Annotated in this window: 20 protein-coding genes; 6 read left to right on the top strand and 14 right to left on the bottom strand. The window is 73.3% G+C overall.

Annotation, left to right across the window (positions count from 1 at the left end):
- Window positions 1–131: 131 nt before the first annotated feature.
- The 6 genes from ABD54_RS20125 to ABD54_RS20100 form a co-directional block, all read right to left on the bottom strand.
- Window positions 132–371: a hypothetical protein gene (locus tag ABD54_RS20125; protein ID WP_047871065.1), complete on the bottom strand. Its 240-nt coding sequence runs from the start codon at window positions 369–371 to the stop codon at window positions 132–134.
- A 240-nt stretch (window positions 372–611) separates the two neighbouring features.
- On the bottom strand, window positions 612–1,793 hold the full coding sequence (locus tag ABD54_RS20120; RefSeq protein WP_047871064.1) for an FAD-dependent oxidoreductase: 1,182 nt from the start codon (window positions 1,791–1,793) through the stop codon (window positions 612–614).
- A complete protein-coding gene (locus ABD54_RS20115; protein ID WP_047871063.1) occupies window positions 1,790–2,362 on the bottom strand; it encodes a TetR/AcrR family transcriptional regulator in 573 nt (190 codons plus the stop codon). Before ABD54_RS20115 ends, ABD54_RS20120 begins: the two co-directional genes overlap by 4 nt.
- A 168-nt stretch (window positions 2,363–2,530) precedes the next feature.
- On the bottom strand, window positions 2,531–2,920 hold the full coding sequence (locus ABD54_RS20110) for an Hsp20/alpha crystallin family protein (RefSeq protein ID WP_047871062.1): 390 nt from the start codon (window positions 2,918–2,920) through the stop codon (window positions 2,531–2,533).
- 145 nt (window positions 2,921–3,065) lie between these two features.
- Window positions 3,066–3,803, bottom strand: a complete 738-nt coding sequence (locus tag ABD54_RS20105) for a trans-aconitate 2-methyltransferase (protein ID WP_047871068.1) — start codon at window positions 3,801–3,803, stop codon at window positions 3,066–3,068.
- A 234-nt stretch (window positions 3,804–4,037) separates the two neighbouring features.
- On the bottom strand, window positions 4,038–5,075 hold the full coding sequence (locus ABD54_RS20100) for an aminotransferase class V-fold PLP-dependent enzyme (RefSeq protein WP_047871061.1): 1,038 nt from the start codon (window positions 5,073–5,075) through the stop codon (window positions 4,038–4,040).
- 47 nt (window positions 5,076–5,122) lie between these two features.
- On the opposite strand from ABD54_RS20100, the gene ABD54_RS28620 reads away from it, so the two are divergent.
- The gene (locus tag ABD54_RS28620) at window positions 5,123–5,290 is read left to right on the top strand and encodes a hypothetical protein (protein WP_200904151.1); all 168 of its coding nucleotides are present in this window, start codon (window positions 5,123–5,125) and stop codon (window positions 5,288–5,290) included.
- Between the two features lie 140 nt (window positions 5,291–5,430).
- Here ABD54_RS28620 and ABD54_RS20095 read toward each other — a convergent pair whose 3' ends face one another.
- Window positions 5,431–6,138: a helix-turn-helix transcriptional regulator gene (locus ABD54_RS20095; RefSeq protein WP_047871060.1), complete on the bottom strand. Its 708-nt coding sequence runs from the start codon at window positions 6,136–6,138 to the stop codon at window positions 5,431–5,433.
- A gap of 247 nt (window positions 6,139–6,385) precedes the next feature.
- On the opposite strand from ABD54_RS20095, the gene ABD54_RS20090 reads away from it, so the two are divergent.
- Window positions 6,386–6,634 carry a hypothetical protein gene (locus ABD54_RS20090; protein WP_047871059.1) on the top strand — a complete coding sequence of 83 codons (249 nt, stop codon included), beginning with the start codon at window positions 6,386–6,388 and terminating at the stop codon, window positions 6,632–6,634.
- Between the two features lie 61 nt (window positions 6,635–6,695).
- Here the strand turns inward: ABD54_RS20090 and ABD54_RS20085 are convergent, their stop codons facing one another.
- The 4 genes from ABD54_RS20085 to ABD54_RS20070 form a co-directional block, all read right to left on the bottom strand.
- The gene (locus tag ABD54_RS20085; protein WP_047871058.1) at window positions 6,696–7,472 is read right to left on the bottom strand and encodes a putative protein N(5)-glutamine methyltransferase; all 777 of its coding nucleotides are present in this window, start codon (window positions 7,470–7,472) and stop codon (window positions 6,696–6,698) included.
- A 151-nt stretch (window positions 7,473–7,623) separates the two neighbouring features.
- Window positions 7,624–8,553, bottom strand: a complete 930-nt coding sequence (locus ABD54_RS20080) for a ribonuclease Z (protein WP_047871057.1) — start codon at window positions 8,551–8,553, stop codon at window positions 7,624–7,626.
- A 703-nt stretch (window positions 8,554–9,256) separates the two neighbouring features.
- Complete coding sequence (locus ABD54_RS20075) at window positions 9,257–9,466, bottom strand: 4-oxalocrotonate tautomerase family protein (RefSeq protein WP_047871056.1); 210 nt, start codon at window positions 9,464–9,466, stop codon at window positions 9,257–9,259.
- Window positions 9,467–9,759: 293 nt separating this feature from the next.
- Window positions 9,760–10,524 (bottom strand): SDR family oxidoreductase, encoded by a 765-nt coding sequence (locus ABD54_RS20070; protein WP_047871055.1) that lies wholly within the window; start codon window positions 10,522–10,524, stop codon window positions 9,760–9,762.
- Between the two features lie 87 nt (window positions 10,525–10,611).
- On the opposite strand from ABD54_RS20070, the gene ABD54_RS20065 reads away from it, so the two are divergent.
- Window positions 10,612–11,472, top strand: a complete 861-nt coding sequence (locus tag ABD54_RS20065; protein WP_235432127.1) for a helix-turn-helix transcriptional regulator — start codon at window positions 10,612–10,614, stop codon at window positions 11,470–11,472.
- 99 nt (window positions 11,473–11,571) lie between these two features.
- Here ABD54_RS20065 and ABD54_RS20060 read toward each other — a convergent pair whose 3' ends face one another.
- Entirely contained in the window at window positions 11,572–11,994 is a 423-nt protein-coding gene (locus tag ABD54_RS20060; RefSeq protein ID WP_047871054.1) for a VOC family protein, read from the bottom strand.
- 185 nt (window positions 11,995–12,179) lie between these two features.
- On the opposite strand from ABD54_RS20060, the gene ABD54_RS20055 reads away from it, so the two are divergent.
- The 3 genes from ABD54_RS20055 (at window position 12,180) to ABD54_RS20045 (ending at window position 15,191) form a co-directional block, all read left to right on the top strand.
- Complete coding sequence (locus ABD54_RS20055) at window positions 12,180–13,187, top strand: YafY family protein (RefSeq protein ID WP_200904149.1); 1,008 nt, start codon at window positions 12,180–12,182, stop codon at window positions 13,185–13,187.
- Window positions 13,188–13,371: 184 nt separating this feature from the next.
- A complete protein-coding gene (locus ABD54_RS20050) occupies window positions 13,372–13,941 on the top strand; it encodes a TetR/AcrR family transcriptional regulator (RefSeq protein WP_047871053.1) in 570 nt (189 codons plus the stop codon).
- Between the two features lie 65 nt (window positions 13,942–14,006).
- Window positions 14,007–15,191: a GDSL-type esterase/lipase family protein gene (locus tag ABD54_RS20045; protein ID WP_047871052.1), complete on the top strand. Its 1,185-nt coding sequence runs from the start codon at window positions 14,007–14,009 to the stop codon at window positions 15,189–15,191.
- A gap of 31 nt (window positions 15,192–15,222) precedes the next feature.
- Here the strand turns inward: ABD54_RS20045 and ABD54_RS20040 are convergent, their stop codons facing one another.
- Window positions 15,223–15,954, bottom strand: a complete 732-nt coding sequence (locus ABD54_RS20040) for a Mut7-C RNAse domain-containing protein (protein WP_047871051.1) — start codon at window positions 15,952–15,954, stop codon at window positions 15,223–15,225.
- Window positions 15,955–16,060: 106 nt separating this feature from the next.
- The gene (locus ABD54_RS20035) at window positions 16,061–16,927 is read right to left on the bottom strand and encodes an LLM class flavin-dependent oxidoreductase (RefSeq protein WP_047871050.1); all 867 of its coding nucleotides are present in this window, start codon (window positions 16,925–16,927) and stop codon (window positions 16,061–16,063) included.
- Window positions 16,928–16,942 lie beyond the last annotated feature (15 nt).

The following is a 16,942-nucleotide window of genomic DNA, read 5'->3' as shown; positions in this document are numbered from 1 at the left end:
TTCGCCGCGCGCGGGTCGGTGTGGCGGACCGGGTGGTGGGGGGCTCGGTCGCGGGCGTGCTGGTACGCCCGTGAGGGGTGGTCGAGGCCGGGTGAGCGGGTGCGGGCCGCCGGGGGCGGGGACGGCGCGGTTCACACCGGCAGGAGGATCAGCAGGGTCGGCAGTGCCAGGACGAGCATGAGGCACCCTCCGGCCGCGGGGGTGGTGCCCCGGGGCGCGGTGGCCTCCAAGTCGGCGATCATGTGCTGTTGGGCCGGGCACCCCGGAGTCACGACGTCCTCACGGCTGAACACGCGGCAGGGCAGCCCCGTCATGAACTCGGCGTCGTACTGGCGTCCGCACAGGGAACAGCGGGGGTCGTTCGGTTTCACGGTCGTGGTCCCTTCCGTCGAGGCTCGGCCCGTGCCGCGCGGCCGCCCCGTCGGCTCCTCGGCCCGGTGGCGGAGGCGGGCCGACCGGTGCGGTCGTGCGCTACGGCTTCACGTTCCTCTCGGACGGTGGCAGTTCCGGGGCGGCCTGCGGCCGCTGGTGTGGGCGGGGAGCTCGTCGTCGGCGCGGTGGTTTCTCCCGGTCCTGCCGGGCAGGGGCGAACGCGTGCCCGGCGGGGTGTTTCAGCCGTGGGCGGTCAAGGGGGTGTGTTCGCGTACGGCGGGGGTGGGTTTGCCGGTGAGCGCCCCGGCCAGCAGGCGGCTCGCTCCGGGCAGGCCGGTCAGGCGCAGGGCCGTGCGGCGCAGGAGCAGTTGGGCGCGGGTGGGGGGCAGGAACCAGCGGGCGGTGCGTCGGGCGGCGCGCTGGCGCTGTTCGACCTCGGGGCGCCACTGGTGTTCGTAGCGGCCCAGCCCCTCCTCGACGGTGGGGGCCGAGGCCAGGTGTTCGGCCAGGACGAAGGCGCCGCCCACCGCCAGGGAGGCGCCCTGGCCCGCGAGCAGGGAGACCGCGCCGCAGGCGTCGCCGAGCAGGACGGTGCGTCCCCGGCTCCAGTGGGGAACCACGCTCTGGGAGACCTGGTCGTAGTAGACGTGTTCGGGGTCGGGGCAGTGCTGGAGGGCGCGGGGCACCAGCCAGCCCAGGTCGGCGTGGGTGCGGCGCAGTTGGGCGCGCGGGTCGGCGGGCCGGTCGGGGGTGGGGCTGCGGTGGACGGTGAAGGCGGCCACGCGGCCGTCGCGCAGCCCGTACAGGCCCATCTGGGCGCCGATGGTGTCGGTGAGGTGGAAGCCGCCGTCGACGCGGGCGTGGATGTCGGGGTCGGTGAAGACGAAGGCGGCGGTGTGGAAGCCCAGGTAGCGCAGGTGGTCGGTTTCGGAGCCGAAGGTCTGGGCGCGCACGGTGGAGTGGATGCCGTCGGCGCCCACGAGCAGGTCGCCGGTCAGGGTGCGGCCGTCTGCGAGGGTGACCTCGACGGTGTCGCCGTGGTCGTGGACGCGGTGCAGGGCCGCGTCGTAGTTGACCCGCACGTCGGGGGGCAGGGTCTGGCGCAGGGCGCGTTCGAGGTCGGGGCGCATGAGGGAGACCACGCCCAGGTGGGAGAACTGTTGGATGCCCAGTGTGGCGCGGGGGGTGCCGTGGCGGTCGACGAAGGTGGCGTGGTCGATGTGGTAGCCGAGTTCGCGCAGACGGGGCAGTAGTCCCATGAGTTCGGCGGCCTGGTAGCCGGGGCCGAAGAAGTCGATCATGTAGCCCTGGGTGCGGGGGTGGGGGGCCTGTTCGAGGACGGTGACCTGCCAGCCGTGGGTGTGCAGGCGGTGGGCCGCGGTCAGTCCGGCGATTCCGGCTCCGCAGACGAGCGCTCTCATGGGTGTGCTCCTGGGGTGTGGTGGGTGAGCAGGCGGCGCAGGACGGGTTCGATCTCGGTGGAGGTCAGGTCCGGGGTGAGGGCGCGGTGGAGCAGGACGCCGTCCAGTGTCGCGGCCAGGACGGTGGCGGTCTGGCGGGGACGGGGGACGCCGGCGTGGGTGAGCCAGTCGGTGAGGTGGCTGCGCATCAGGTCCAGGACGCCGGTGACGGCCTCGCGCAGGCGGGGGTCGCGGGTGGCGGCCAGGTAGGTCTCGGTGACCAGGCGGGAGGCGGGGTCGTCGCCGGGGTAGCGGTCCAGGTCACGCAGGATCAGGGTGAGTCCCTGTTCGGGTGTGGTGGTGGGGCCCAGCAGGTGGGCGGCCTCCTCGACGATGGCGGTGATGGTCTGGGTGGCGGCCTGTGTGAGCAGGGTTTGGAGGGAGGGGAAGTGGTAGTGGACCAGGCCGGGGCCCACGCCCGCGCGTTCGGCGAGTGTGCGGGTGCTGACCGCTGACCAGCCGCGTTCGCTGATGAGTTCGGCCGCTGCTCGGATCAGGCGGCCTTTGACGTCTTCGCCGCGTGGTGCCATGTGCGTCCTGCTTCTTGGTCGATTGCCTTGGGCGAACGTATTGGTCGCTCGCCCAATTCGAGGATGGCACAGTGCCCGCCCCGCGGCAAGGCGCGGGGCGGGCGGGCACGCGAAGAAGGGGGTGTGAAGTCCCCCGCGGTCCTCACACCCCCTTCCTGTTCTGCCGGGTCAGGCGGTGGCGCCGCCCTGGCCCAGGAGGATCTTGCGCGGCTGGGCCTTGGTGGCGACCGGGACGCGCAGGGTCAGGACGCCGTCGGTGTGGTCGGCCTCGATGTGCTCGGTGTCCAGGTCCTGCCCCAGTCGCAGGCGGCGGGTGACGGCGCCGACGGGCCGCTCGCCGACCAGGACGCGGCCCTCCGCGGCCCGCTCGGGGCGCTGGGCGCGGACGGTGAGCACCGAGCCCTCCACCTCCAGGTCGATGTCGTCGGCGGGCACGCCGGGCAGGTCGATCCGGACCACGAGGGCGTCCTGGGTGCGCACCGCGTCCATGGCGGCGTTGCGCGCGGCGGGAGCGGTGGAGGCGGTGACGTCGAAGGGGATGGTGCGGGTGAGAAGCATGGAAGAACCCCCGAAAAACCTCGGCTTGATGCTGATGGACTCAAGTTTATTGACGACTTCGGGCGCGTCAAGGCGGTGTGAGCCACCCCACACGACGACGCCCCAGGCCCCGTGCGCGTCGGGGTCCGGGGCGTGGAACGCGTGGTCAGCGGGTTCGGGCCAGAGTGATGATCTCGGGGCTGGACGCGGTCAGGGGCGAGCGGTCCCAGTCCCCGAACCGCTCGGCGGCCCGCAGCCCGGCCCGCTCCAGCAGCAGGTCCAGGTGGTCTGCCCCCACGAAGCGCAGGGTGCTCACGGTGCGCAAGGGGAGGGCCGAGTCGGAGCGGGTGGTCGTGCTGGTGAAGGTCACCAGCCCCTCGGGCGTGGGCGCGGCGGCCTCGTGGACGTCGCTCACGCGCACACCGTCGGCGGTGGTGGCCTGGTGCGGATGGGCTGGGGTCCACCTCTGCCAGGCGCGGGCGGCCGGGTTGCGGGTCTCGAACGCCACCAGGCCGCCCGGGGCCAGAGCGCGGCGCATCGCCTCCAACGCGGTGCTGATCTCCTCGTCGGCGCGCAGTTCCTGGAAGGCGTGCCCGGCCATGGTGACCAGGTCGAACTCCTGCTGCCAGGTGTGGTCCGACAGGTCACCGCGCACCCAGGAGACGGCCTCGGTGCGCCCGCGGGCCACCTCCAGCATGGCCCGAGCCGGGTCCAGGCCCACCAGGTGTCCGGTGTGGCCGCGGGTGCGGGCGCGGTGGAGCAGACGGCCGGTGCCGCACCCCGCGTCCAGCACGCGCGGCGCGGCCATGACCAAGCCCAGGTAGAAGTCGTCGCCGGGCCCCCACGGGCTGAGGACGTCGTAGAGGGCGGCCACATCGGGGGAGTCGTACGGGTTGTGGGTCATCGCGTCAGTGTGGCAGCGGTGCTGGGGGGCGACCACAGGGTTTTCATCCGCCCCGAACGGCGCGGGACGCGCTCCCCCCGAAGCCGGGGCGCGAGCGCACCCGTCCGCGTGTGCGATCCGCCCTTTCTCGACGGGGAAAGCGGCGGATCGCGCCGGTGGGGCTTGGGGGTCCCTACGGGAAGCGGCGCGCCGGTGGGGCGTCGCCCGCGTCACCAACCTCTCAGGTCGATACGCCTAGGGCTGGAGCAGGGCCTTGGCGGCGCGCTCGGCGTCGTCGAGGGTGTTGTACAGGTGGAAGGACAGGCGGGTGCGGCCCCCGCGCTCGGTGGTCACCACCCCGGCCCGGGCCAGGCGCTCGGCGGCGCCGGGCAGGTCGACGCTGGTGATGGCCGAGTGCGCGGGCTCCTGCCCCAGCGCCGCGCGGAAGTGGTCGGTCAGGGCGGTGTTGTGGGCGCGCACCCTCTCCAGGCCCGCCTCCAGCAGGACCCGGCTGGAGGCGGCGGCCGCCACGGCCGCGAACCAGTTGGGCGAGGTGTCGAAGGCGCGCGCGGTCGGCGCCGGGTCCATCCGGGCGGCGTACATGGCCGAGGCGGTGTCGCGGGCGGCGGCCGGACCGGCGTTGTTGGGGCGCAGCCGCGCGCGCAGGTCGGGGGACAGGTAGGCCAGGGCCAGGCCGCGCGGCGCCATGAGCCACTTGTAGGCCGAGGCGATCAGGGCGTCGAAGACGGTGGCGTCCAGGGGCGTCCACCCGGCGGCCTGGGTGGCGTCGGCCACGACCAGGGCGCCGTGGGCGCGGGCGGCCGCGACGATGTCGCCGGTGGGGGCCAGGCGTCCGTTCGCCGAGTGCACCGTGCTGAAGGCGACCAGGTGCGTGCGCGCGTCCACGGCCTGGGCCAGGCGGTCGAGGGGGACGGCCTCCACGGTGACGCCGCGGTCGGATTGGGCCCGCCAGGGGAAGACGATCGAGGCGAAGTCCCCCTCGGGGACCAGGACGCGGGCGCCGTCGGGCAGGCTGGCGGCGATGGTTCCGGCGATCTGGGCGGTGCTGGCGCCCAGGGTGAGGTCGTCGGCGGGCGCGCCCACCAGGGCGGCCAGGTTGACGCGGGCCTGTTCGAGCTCGCGCCCCCAGGCCCCGGGGTCCCCGGTGGCGGTGTGCCAGGAGCGCACGGCTTCGTTCAGGGCCTGGTGGGCGGGCCGGGGCGGGATGCCGTACTGGGCGGTGTTGAGCCAGACGGTGTCGGTGCTCCACAGGCCGGTGATGGTGTCGTCCATGGGCAGCGAGTGTGTCAGGCGGTGGTCGCCAGCGCGATGTGCAGGCTGTGCTCGACGATGCCGAGCATGAGGGCGCGGTCGGGGTGGCCGCCGTCGAGCAGGCGCAGGGGTCCGGCGACCAGGGACAGGTGAAGGGCCAGGTCGTACAGGGCGGTGCGGGCCGGGTCCAGGGGGCGGGTGGCCAGGCGCGGGTGGTGGGCGCCCTTCCGGAGTGAGGCGCAGGACGGAACCCACCGCAGGGCGAGGCCACCGGCGGCTGCCAGCGCGGGCCGGGAACGCTGTCAACGCTGTCGACGAACGCCGTCGATCACCGCGGCCCGTGCCGCAGGCCTGGGAGGACACGACGTCGCGGTGCTCATCGGGACGTCGCGGTCCGCACACCCAAGAGTTCACGCCAGGCCCGCTCGCCCTGTTCGGTGACCCGCAACGCCCGCCCCGAACCCACGCGCGCGCACCAGCCCGCCTCCAGCGCGTGGCGGCACAGCGCGGCCCCGGCCGTTCCGGCCAGGTGCGGCAGGCGTTCGGTCCAGTCCAGGCACGATCTCACCAGCGGGCGCTTCCCGCCGCGCGCCAGCGGTATCCGCTGCTCGGCGAACCAGGCCACCCCGGCCTCGGTGAGCGCGAACCCGGTGTCCTGGGTCAGCAGGCCCCGCTGCGTCATGGCCCGGGTGACGGCGCAGCCCAACCCTCCGGCCAGGTGGTCGTAGCAGGTGCGCGCCCGCGCCAGGGCCCGGTCGGCGTGCACGGTGCGCAGGGTGCGCGGGCGCTGGTAGGCCGGGCCCGGGGCGGCGTGCGCGGCCAGTGCCTCCACCAGGTGCGCCACCGCCTCGTCGGCCAGTCGCACGTAGCGGTGGCGGCCCTGGCGTTCCTGGGCGAGCAGACCGCCCTCGACCAGCCGGGTCAGGTGTTCGCTGACGGTGGAGGCGCCCACCCCGGTGTGGCGGGCCAGCTCCCCGGCGGTCCAGGCCCGCCCGTCCAGCAGTGCCAGGCACACCCCGGCGCGGGTGGGGTCGGCCAGCAGGGAGGCCAGGGCGGCCAGGCGGGCGGCGTCGGGAGCGTGCATACCCCCAGCATGCGCCGTACACGGTGCGGTGGCGACCGAAACGTGGCGCGCGGCCGGTCCGCACGAACCGGTAGGCCGGAAAAAGGGCGGTGCGCCCGCCCGCGGGTAGGTAAGGGGAGAGGTCACGCCATGGACACCGGGCCCACAGGAGTGGCGCATCCGACCCGGCCCCGCGACGAAGCCTCACGAGCGGCCGCGCACCGCCCTACCCGAACGAAGCAACCCCGTCGCCTCCAGGAGGAACCCCGTGAGCACCACCTCGATCACCACCACCGTCAAGCTCTCCATAAGCCAGCCCAACGCCGAGGACGTCAAGGTGTTCTGGCGCCGGGACCACCCCGAACTCCTGGCCCTGGCCCTGGTCGACGTAGCCCCCGGAGTGACCCTGCACCTGCATGACGACAGCGGGGACCGCCCCTACCTGGACAAGCTGATCGAGACCCTGACCCAGGTACGCGACCGGATGTCCGAGAGGTCCGACGACCAGGACACCTGACCGCCGTGCCCGGGCGCGGCGACGGTTCACCCGGGCACGGCGTACACGGGGGTCCGGACGGTCAGCGGGCACCCGTGACCACGGTGGCCTCCCACTCCGGGCAGGAGACCACCTCACAGGCCAGACCACCCCGGGCGAAGGCCTCCCGCGCCGCCACAACCTGCTCCCGGCCCACCTCCACCAGCACCCGGCCGCCCGGCGCCAGCCACCGGCCGGCCCCGGCGGCCACACGGCGCAGCAGGTCCAGCCCGTCCGGGCCCCCGTCCAGGGCACGCCGGTCCTCGTGCACGCGCGCCTCCGCGGGCAGCAGCGCGATCCGGTCGGTGGGGACGTAGGGCACGTTGGCGACCAGCACCTGGACGCGGCCGCGCAGGTCCGGGGGCAGGGCGTCGTACAGGTCGCCCCGGTGCACCCGGTGCCCGGGCAGGTTGCGCCGGGCGCAGGCCACACTGGCGGCGTCGATGTCGGCGGCGTGCAGGGTGATGTCGGCGCGGGTGTGCGCCAGGACCGCGCCCAGGGCCCCCGAACCGCAGCACAGGTCCACGGCCACGGCGCCGGGGGTGAGCAGGGCGCAGGCCCGGCGGGCCAGGAACTCGGTGCGGGGACGGGGCACGAACACGCCCTCGTCCACGCGCACGCGCAGCCCGCAGAACAGGGCCCAGCCCAGGACGTGTTCGAGGGGCAGACCGGCGCAGCGTCGCCGGACCATCAGATCCCGTTCGCAGGGGGTGCGCGCGGCGGAGGCGATCAGGTCCGCCTCCTGCTCGGCGAAGACGCAGCCCGCCCCGCGCAGACGGGCGACGAGGGCAGAGGAGACCGGGGAAGGTGGGGATGCCACGAGAGCCTTTCGACGAACTGTCGGGCGCTCCGGCTACGACGCGGGTGTGTGACCTCGCGGTGGGAACGCCCCTCCTGCGACAGCGGAGATCGTCCTCACCCCCTCGGTTGTACGGTGCGGTGCCCCGGAACTCTACCCCAACGCGCCCTGCTCAGGAGTCGCGGGACGGCACCGGCAGGCGTTGCAGGTCCTGGGCCAGCGTGACGGGCCCGTCGAACTCGGCGGCCGCCTCGGCGAGGAAGCGGGCGTCGTCGCGGTCCTCGTAGCGTTCGGAGATGTGGGTGAGCACCAGGGTGCGCGCCCCGGCGCGAGCGGCCACGCGCCCGGCCTGGCGGGCGGTCAGGTGGCCGTAGGCGCGGGCCAGGTGCTCCTCGGTGTCCAGGTAGGTCGACTCGATCACCAGCATGTCGGCTCCGCGCGCGAGTTCGACCGCCTCCTCGCACTCGGCGGTGTCCATCACGAACGCCATGACCTGGCCCCGGCGCGGCCGCGCGCAGTCGGCCAGCTCCACGCGGCGCCCCCGGGCGGTGGTGACCGACCCCCGCCGCTGGAGTTCACCGGCCATGGGGCCGCGCACGCCGTGGGCGGCCAGCCGCTCGGGCAGCATCCGCCAGCCGTCCGGTTCGGCCAGCCGGTAACCGTAGGCGGTGGTCGAGTGGCGCAGCGGCAGCGCGGTGACGCGCAGGTCCGGCTCGCCCAGCGGGCAGGAACCGGTGCCGCCGACCGGCTGGGGGAGTACGACGTCGGTGTCGTGGAAGGCGGTGGCGTGGCGCAGCCGCCGCCAGTAGCTCTGGCCGTCGGCGGGGTAGGCCACGCGCACGGTGTGGGGCACCCGGTCGCGGGCGATGCGCTGGATGGTGCCGGGCAGGCCCAGGCAGTGGTCGCCGTGGAAGTGGGTGACGCAGATGCGGGTGATGTCGGTGGCGGCCAGGCCCGCCAGGCGCATCTGGCGCTGGGTTCCCTCACCGGGGTCGAACAGGACGCCGTGGGTGTCCCAGCGCAGGAAGTAGCCGTTGTGGTTGCGGCGGCGGGTGGGCACCGCGCTGGAGGTGCCCAGGACCACGAGTTCGCGTACGGACATGGGAGGGATCCTGCCACAGCGCGGGTCGGGGCCCTGCCAAGGAAACGTGCGGGTCCGCGCGGAGGCGCGAGCGGGCATCTGCGCTCGTCCATGTCCCGGTAGCCGTCGGGCACACCGCCTGAGTCGGTGGTGGCGTCGAAGGCCCTGCCCGGTTCGCGGAACAGGGAACCTGAGCACTTCGGACGAGAGAGCTGAACGGGGGGAGCACGTCTATCGCGAAGGGAGCTGCCCGGCTGCGCACACCGTCTGCGAATCTCACCAGACCGGAGCACTCCAGAGGCGAGTGGAGCAGGTCGCGTGCGCCGGGACAGGAGGGCCCTGGGGGCCACGCGACGTTAGTACAGCCCTCGCTGTATCCGTCGCGTTTTCGATCCCTGCTCAGCGGCTCCGGGAGGCGGCGCCAACGAAACTCCGGGCTCCCCCGCCTTCTTTGTAGTAACACATGTAGTAACACCTTATAAGGTTCACTTATCGGAGGTGAGAGTGCGGGGGTGTTCGAGCCTCCGTTGCGTATGCGGATCCTATTTACGTTAACAAATAACGTAACAAACGAAACGTTATTAAGCTTGTCGGAGAGCAGACCTGCCGAGGCTCTGCGCTCAGGAGCACCCGGCGGCCGTCGGCCACGACCTGGCAACTGGCCAACGGCCCTGTCCCGTGCGGGGCTCGGCACCGCGGTGCCGAGCCCCGCACGGGAGGGAGGTCAGTCGTCTCCGTTGAGCACGGCGGCGGTCAGCACGCCGCCGGCGACGCCCCAGCCGCCGTCGGCGACCTCGTCGACCAGCACGACGGTGGTGGGCCGTGCCCGCTCGCCGTAGATCTCCGCGTACAGGTCGGTGGTGCGCTCGACGAGCTTCTTCTTGTCCTCGGCGGTGATGGTGCCCGCGGGGACCTTGAAGTTGGCGAAAGGCATGGGTGTCCTCCTTGGACGGGTTCTTCCGTGACGCGCAAGCAGGTGTCCGAGAACGTGCGGCCACGGGGCCGTTCCCGGTTGGTGCAGGCGTCGGCGGACGCCGACGCGGGGGTCAGCGGTTCGTCGGCGCCGAACCGCTGGCGGGACCGCGCCCGGACCGGGGCGCACATGAGCGACTCCGCCCCGCCGCCGTCGCGGCCGGGGCCGACGCGTGCGTCGGCGGTTGCGTGGTCAGGGCACAAGCGGTCGGTGCTGACCGGCCGGGCGTCGGAGCAGGGCGTTCGACCGTGGCGTCACACCATGCCCCCGTTGGCCCGAAGGACCTGGCCGTTCACCCAGTGCCCTGCCGGGCTGGCGAGGAAGGCGACCACCTGGGCGATGTCCTGCGGAGTCCCCAGCCGCTCCAGGGGCGCGGCCTCGGCGAGCTGCTCGATCTGCTCGGACGTCTTGCCTTCGAGGAACATGTCCGTGGCCGTGGGGCCGGGGGCGACGGTGTTCACGGTGATGTCCTGCCCGCGCAGCTCGCGGGCGAGGATCAGCGTGATCGACTCGACGGCCGCCTTGCTCGCCGCGTACGCACCGTAGGCAGGGAAGCTGGTGCCGACCACGGAGGTCGAAAAGCCCACGAACGAGCCGCCCGCGCGCAGTCGTCGGGCGGCCTGCTGGGCGACGACGAAGGCGCCGCGGATGTTGGTGCGGTGCACGGCGTCGAGCACCGCCAAGTCGAGGTCGGCGATGGGCGACAGAGCGAGTCGGCCGGCGCAGTTCACCACGACGTCCACTTCGCCGAACACCTGCTCAGCCCGGTCGAACAGCTCGGCGACCGCGTGCTCGTCCGCCACGTCAGCGCGCACCGAGACCGCCCGCCCGCCGGCGGCGGTGATCGCCCCCACCACCTCCTCGGCGGCAGCCGCGTCGCGGGCGTAGTTCACCACGACGGCGAGGCCGTCCCGGGCGAGCCTGAGGGAGACCGCTCGGCCGATGCCGCGTGATCCGCCGGCGACGACGGCGACACGCGCGTCCGGCGCAGGGGTGCTTGTGTTGTGGTCCGTAGTCATGTCCTCCACGGTGCACGCCGCCGACCGGCCGAACCAGGGGATCTCATCCCCTGTGCCGACGGCCCGGCCGGACGCACAATGGACGGCATGGGTTCTGTGAGGTACACCGAGCTGGGAGCTTTCCTGCGCTCGCGGCGCGAACGCATCCGTCCGGCCGATGTGGGGCTCCCCCACGGGCTGCGGCGGCGGGTGCCAGGGCTGCGCCGCGAGGAGGTCGCCCAGCTCGCAGGCGCGTCGGTGGACTACTACAACGAACTCGAACGCGGCGCCGGATCCCAGCCCTCCGAGCAGATGGTCGCCGCGCTGGCGAGAGCCCTGCGCCTGACCGCTGACGAGCGCGACTACCTCTACCACCTGGCCGACCGCCCGGTGCCCGCGCACGGCGGAGCGGCCTCGCACGTCCACCCCGGCATGCTCGACCTGCTCATCCGTCTGACGTCGACACCCGCACAGGTCATCACCGACCTGCACGTCACCCTCGTGCAGAACCCGCTGGCGATAGCGCTGCTCGGGGACCACTCCGGACTCCGCGGCGCTCGGGCCAGCTTCGTCCACCGGTGGTTCACCGAGCCCGGCGCCCGGCAGATGTATCCCGAAGCCGACCACGAGGGCCAGTCCCGGGCCTTCGTCGCCGACCTGCGGGTAGCCGCCGCCAGACGAGACGCCAAGGACACCGAAGCCCGCTCGATGATCAGCTCGCTGACCCAAGCCTCCCCCGAATTCGCCGCCCTGTGGGCCGAACACGACGTGGCGTTCCGGCGCGAGGACCGCAAACGCCTCAACCACCCCGCGCTCGGCCTGATCGAGGTCAACTGTCTCCACCTGTTCAGCGAGGACGGCCGACAGCGGCTGCTCTGGTTCACCCCCGCGGTCGGCACCGACAGCGCCGACCTCCTCGACCTGCTCGCCGTTCTCGGCACCCAGGAAGTCACCGGACCGGCGCTCTGAGGGCCTCCCGGCCGCGGTGCCGGCTGTCGGCGCGATCCCGGGGCCGTGGGGTGCGCGCCGGGCGGGCGCACGGCCCGGCGCACACCCCTCCACGGGAGGTCAGCCGGTGTACGGGGCCGCCACGTCAAGGACCCAGACGACGCCGAAGCGGTCCTTGAGCATTCCGTAGAGCGGCGCCCACGGGGAGGGCTCCAGCGGCTGCACGATGGTCGAGTCGGCCGACAGCTTCTCCCAGAAGGCGGTGATCTCGTCGGCGCTGTCACCGCGCACGGAGACGAAGACTGCGTTCTCGCCCTGTTCCCACGGCATCGCCGAGGGCACGTCGTAGGCCATGACGCGGAACCCGTTGTCCGCGACCACCTGGCCCCAGACCACCCAGTCCGCCTCGTCCGGATCGGTGACGTTGCCCGCGTCCTTGTAGGTGACGGCGACGACGTCCCCGCCGAACACGGAGTGGTAGAAGTCGAGCGCCGCGCGGGCGTCGCCGCGCAGGTTCAGGTGGGTCGTGGTCGTGACGGACATGCCGGCTCCCTGGTCGTGTCGGGTGTGAACAGGCGCCGAGCGGGTCCGTGTCACGGGCGGACGCCGCCCACGAGGTCGTGGACTGCGATGACCGTTCCCGTGTCGGCCCCTGTCGGCGTCTGCGGTCTCACATTGGCAGGGGTAGGGGCCAGGATGTGTCCTCTACTTCCAGCAGGATGTGTTCCATGGTGATGAAGGCTTCCGCTCGTCTGCTGGCGCTGCTCTCCGTGCTCCAGACCCGCCGGGACTGGTCGGGCCGGGACCTGGCCGCCCGGCTGGACGTCAGCGCGCGCACGGTCCGCCGCGACGTGGACCGTCTGCGCGAACTCGGCTACCCGATCACGACCTTCAAGGGGCCCGACGGCGGGTACCGGCTCGACGCTGGATCGCGGATGCCCCCGCTGCTGTTCGACGACGACCAGGCCGTCGCGCTGGCCGTGGCGCTCCAGGCGGCCACGGCCAGCGGCGCCGGGACCGGGGAGGCCGCGGCGCGCGCCCTCAACACCGTTCGCCAGGTCATGCCCGCCCGCCTGCGCCAGCGGATCGACGCGGTCCGGGTCGCCGTGGTCGCACCGCCCGCCGTCCCGCGGGCGCGGGCCGACGGCGGGGTGCTCAGGGAGATCAGCGCCGCCGTGCACGCCCGCGAGGAACTGCGCCTGGACTACGCCACCGCCTTCCGGTCCTGCTTTCGGGAGGAGGCGGACGCCGTGGGCCCGCGCCGGGTCCAGCCCCATCACCTGGTCACCTGGGCGGGGCGCTGGTACCTGCTGGGTTGGGACGTGGAGCGCGAGGACTGGCGGACCCTGCGGGTGGACCGCATCGGGGTGCGCAGTCCCAACGGCCCCAGGTTCACCCCGCGGGAGGTGCCCGGGGGCGATGTGGCGTCCTTCCTCATCGGCCGGTTCCGGGGTTCGGACGGTGCGGTCGACTGGCCCTGCCTCGGTGAGGTGATCCTCGACCTGCCCGCCTCCGCCGCTGCCCCCTTCGCGCACGACGGGCTGGTCGAGGAGGTGGGCCCCGAACGCTGCCGACTGGTGCTCGGCTCCTGGTCGTGGGTCGGCCTGGCCTCGGCGGTCGGCCGCTTCGACGCCGACTTCGAGGTCGTCGGACCGCCAGAGCTGGAGGACGCCTTCGCGCGGCTGGCCCGCCGTTGCGCGGGCGGCGGCCGTCAGGCCCGCGCCCCCGAGCGCTGACCGCGCCGGAGGATCGTCGACGCGATCGACGGCACCAGGAGTTTCCTCTCCGGCCCGGGCGGGCACGGTGCGCGGGCACTCCCACCCTCCCTTCGCCGCACGGTCTCGTGCCTGATGCCCAAAAAATTTTGCCTAAGCCCTTTAGGAAGATGTACAGTCGCTTATGGAAGAGAGGAGAGGTGTTATGGCACGCGCGGGACTGACCACCGAACGCCTCACGGAGGCGGGAGCCGAACTCGCCGACGAGGTCGGCTTCGAGCGGGTGACCGTCTCCGAACTGGCCCGGCGCTTCGACGTCAAGGTCGCCAGCCTGTACTCACACCTGCGCAACTCCCAGGACCTGAGAACCCAGATCGCCCTGCTCGCCCTGGAGGAGCTCGCCGACCGGGCCTCCGACGCCCTGGCCGGACGGGCGGGCAAGGACGCCTTGACCGCCCTGGCCAACGTCTACCGCGACTACGCCCGCGAGCATCCGGGCCGCTACGCCGCCGCCCAGCTCAGACTCGACCCGCAGACGGCAGCCGCCAGCGCCGGTGTGCGGCACGCGCAGATGACGCGGGCGATCCTGCGCGGCTACGACCTGTCCGAGCCGGACCAGACGCACGCGGTCCGCCTTCTGGGCAGCGTCTTCCACGGCTACGTGACCCTGGAACTGGGCGGAGGGTTCAGCCACAGCGCCCCCGACACCCAGGAGACCTGGACACGGACCCTGGACGCCCTCGACGCCCTACTGCGCAACTGGCCCGAACCCTGAACGCGGCCCGCCCCTCCCGCCGACCCGCCAGACCTCACGACGGCCCCGACCACCAGGTTGACACCATGAACACCCAGCACCACTGGACCACCACACCCCTGACCGCGGACCTCCTGCGCGGCGCCCTGGACCTGGAGCGCACCGAGCACGGCGTGCTGCCGCACCGGCTGCCCGAGCGGGCCCGCGCCCAGTGCGAGGACCCGCAGTTGCTCATGGCCGAGTCCCAACCCTCCGGGGTGCGAGTGGCCTTCCGGACCCGGGCCAGCGCCGTCGAACTCGACACGCTGCCCACCAAACGCGCCTACACGGGCGCTCCGCCCCGACCGGACGGCGTGTACGACCTGATCGTGGACGGTCAGCTCGTCGACCAGGCCAGCGCGACCGGCGGCAACACCCTGACGATCGACATGGCCACCGGTTCCGCCGAGCACCGGCCCGGACCGGTGGCCACCGTGCGCTTCACCGGCCTGTCCGACCGTGTCAAGGACGTCGAGATCTGGCTGCCGCACAACGAGACCACCGAACTCGTCGCCCTGCGCACCGACGCGGCCGTCGAACCCGCACCCGACCGTGGTCGCAGGGTGTGGTTGCACCACGGCAGCTCCATCAGCCACGGCTCCAACGCCGCCAGCCCCACCACCGTCTGGCCCGCGCTGGCCGCCTCCTTCGGCGGTGTGGAACTGGTCAACCTCGGTCTGGGCGGCAGCGCACTGCTCGACCCGTTCACCGCCCGCGCCATGCGCGACACCCCCGCCGACCTGATCAGCCTCAAGATCGGCATCAACCTGGTCAACGCCGACCTGATGCGCCTGCGCGCCTTCGGCCCCGCCGTGCACGGCTTCCTCGACACCCTCCGGGAGGGCCATCCCGGCACGCCGCTGCTGGTCGTCTCGCCGATCCTGTGTCCCATCCACGAGGACACGCCCGGCCCCTGCGCCTTCGACCCGGACTCCCTGCGCGTCGGGGAACTGCGGTTCCGGGCCACCGGCGACCCCGGCGAGCGCGCCGCCGGTAAGCTGACGCTCACCGTCATCCGCGAGGAACTGGAGCGCATCGTGCGCCAGCGCGCGGCCGAGGACCCGAACCTGCACTACCTCGACGGGCGCGAACTCTACGGTGAGGCGGACAACGCCGAGCTGCCGCTGCCCGACGAGCTGCACCCGGACGCCGCCGCGCACCGGCGCATCGGGGAACGCTTCGCCGAGCGCGTCTTCGGGGCGGGTGGCCCGTTCCACGACCACAGACACTGAGAGCCCGACCGGTTCGGCCCTGCCGCGCGGTTCAGGCCGGGCCGGGGCGCGCGGACACCAGCTCCTGGGCCTCGCGCACGATCTGGGCCAGCCGGGAGTGGTGGGCGCCGGGCCAGTACACCCGCTCGCACCCGGAGCAGCGCGCGAACACGTCGTAGGTGGCGCGGGTGCCCGCCTCCAGGTCCTCGCGTACCTGCTCCTTGGTGGTGTGCACCAGTTCGCCGTTGCACGCCGGGCAGCGGGTCCAGGGCCGCAGGGGCGGGGCGAAGCGCTCCAGCACTTCGCGTAGCTGCTCGGCGGGCCGCTGTTCGCGTACGTAGCCGCCCGCACGCAGGCCGCTGCGGCTCAGCAGTCCGCGGTCGCGGGTGAGCAGGACCCTGTCCTCGGCGTTGGCCTGACGGAACAGGGAGGGGTCGTCGCGGTCGTTGTCGTAGGCGGTGTCCAGTCCCAGCAGGCGCAGGCGCCGGGCCAGGGTGCCCAGGTGCACGTCGAGCAGGAACCGCGGCTCGGCGAAGGGCAGGCGCTGCGGGTACTGCACGGGCAGGACCTGCACGGCCTCGCCCGGGGCGGGGATGTGGGAGGCGGTGGCGGTCCGGCCGTCGACGCGCAGCGCGCCGACCTCGGTCAGGGGTACGCCCAACGACTGGACGAGGTGTCCGAGGGTGGAGGTGGAGGTGGAGTCGCCCTCCACACGCACGGTTCCGCTCCGGTGCCGCGAGGGCAGGAAGAACCGCAGTTCGGGCGCGAAACTCAGGTCCAGCATCGGTCCTCTTCCTTCCAGCGGTTTCTTGCTTCCCCCCGCAGACCACAGGGTCGACCGGTGGCGGCGGACGCGGTGCGGCAGGCATCCGGCTCGGCCGGTGGGCGGTTCAGGGCAGGAGCGGGCGGACCCGTTCGGCGGTGAAGCGCACGAAGCCCTCGGGGTCGGGCTCGTCGGCCGTGGGCTGCAACACCACGGTGTCGGCTCCGGCCTCGGCCACGTGCCGTACCGCCTCGGCGACGCGGTCGGCGCCCCCTGCCGCACCGGCCTGCGGCGGCAGACCCTCGGCGCGCAGTTCGGCGGCAATGCGCCGGTCGGCGTCGGGGCCGGTGGCGGCGAGCAGGTAGACGGTCACGGGGTGGTGGCCGGGGCGCCCTGCGGCCCGGCGTCCCCGGTCGACCAGCCGTCGTGCCCTACGCACGCCGTCCACGCCCGCTGTGGCGTCCAGGATGGTGCCGTCGGCGGCCTGTCCGCTCAGGTGCAGGGTCCGCGGTCCGCGGGCACCGGCCAGTACGGGAACGGGGGTGGCGGGCGGGTAGTCCAGGGCGACGTCGTCCAGCGTGACGTAGCGGCCCCGCGTGGTGACCCGTTCTCCGGCCAGCAGGGCGCGCAGCGCGTCCAGGTGTTCGCGCAGGAGGGTGAGAGGGGAGTCGGGGCGCGCGCCGACCTGGGACATCCAGTCCTGCACACCGTGGCCCACGCCGATGCGTACGCGGCCGGGGAAGAGCCGGTGCAGGGTGGCGGTCTCCATGGCGGTCAGGGCGACGTTGCGCAGGGGCACGGGGAGCAGGCCCACGCCCACGGTGAGGTTCTCGGTCCAGGCCAGGGCGGCCGAAGCGGCGGCCACACCGCTCTCCAGGAAGCAGTCCTCCCACAGCCAGAGCTGGTCGAGCCCGGCCTCTTCGGCCGCGCGGGCCACGGAGCGCAGGCGCTCGGGGGGCAGTTGGGGGCGGAAGACGGCTCCTAGTTCGGTCATGGTGCCGTTCTATCG

Origin of the sequence: Nocardiopsis sp. RV163 (assembly GCF_001029525.1) — a bacterium.
Taxonomy (GTDB): Bacteria; Actinomycetota; Actinomycetes; order Streptosporangiales; family Streptosporangiaceae; genus Nocardiopsis; species Nocardiopsis dassonvillei.
Note: the sequence above shows the minus strand (reverse complement) of the source record. Positions and strands in the feature narration are given on the sequence as shown.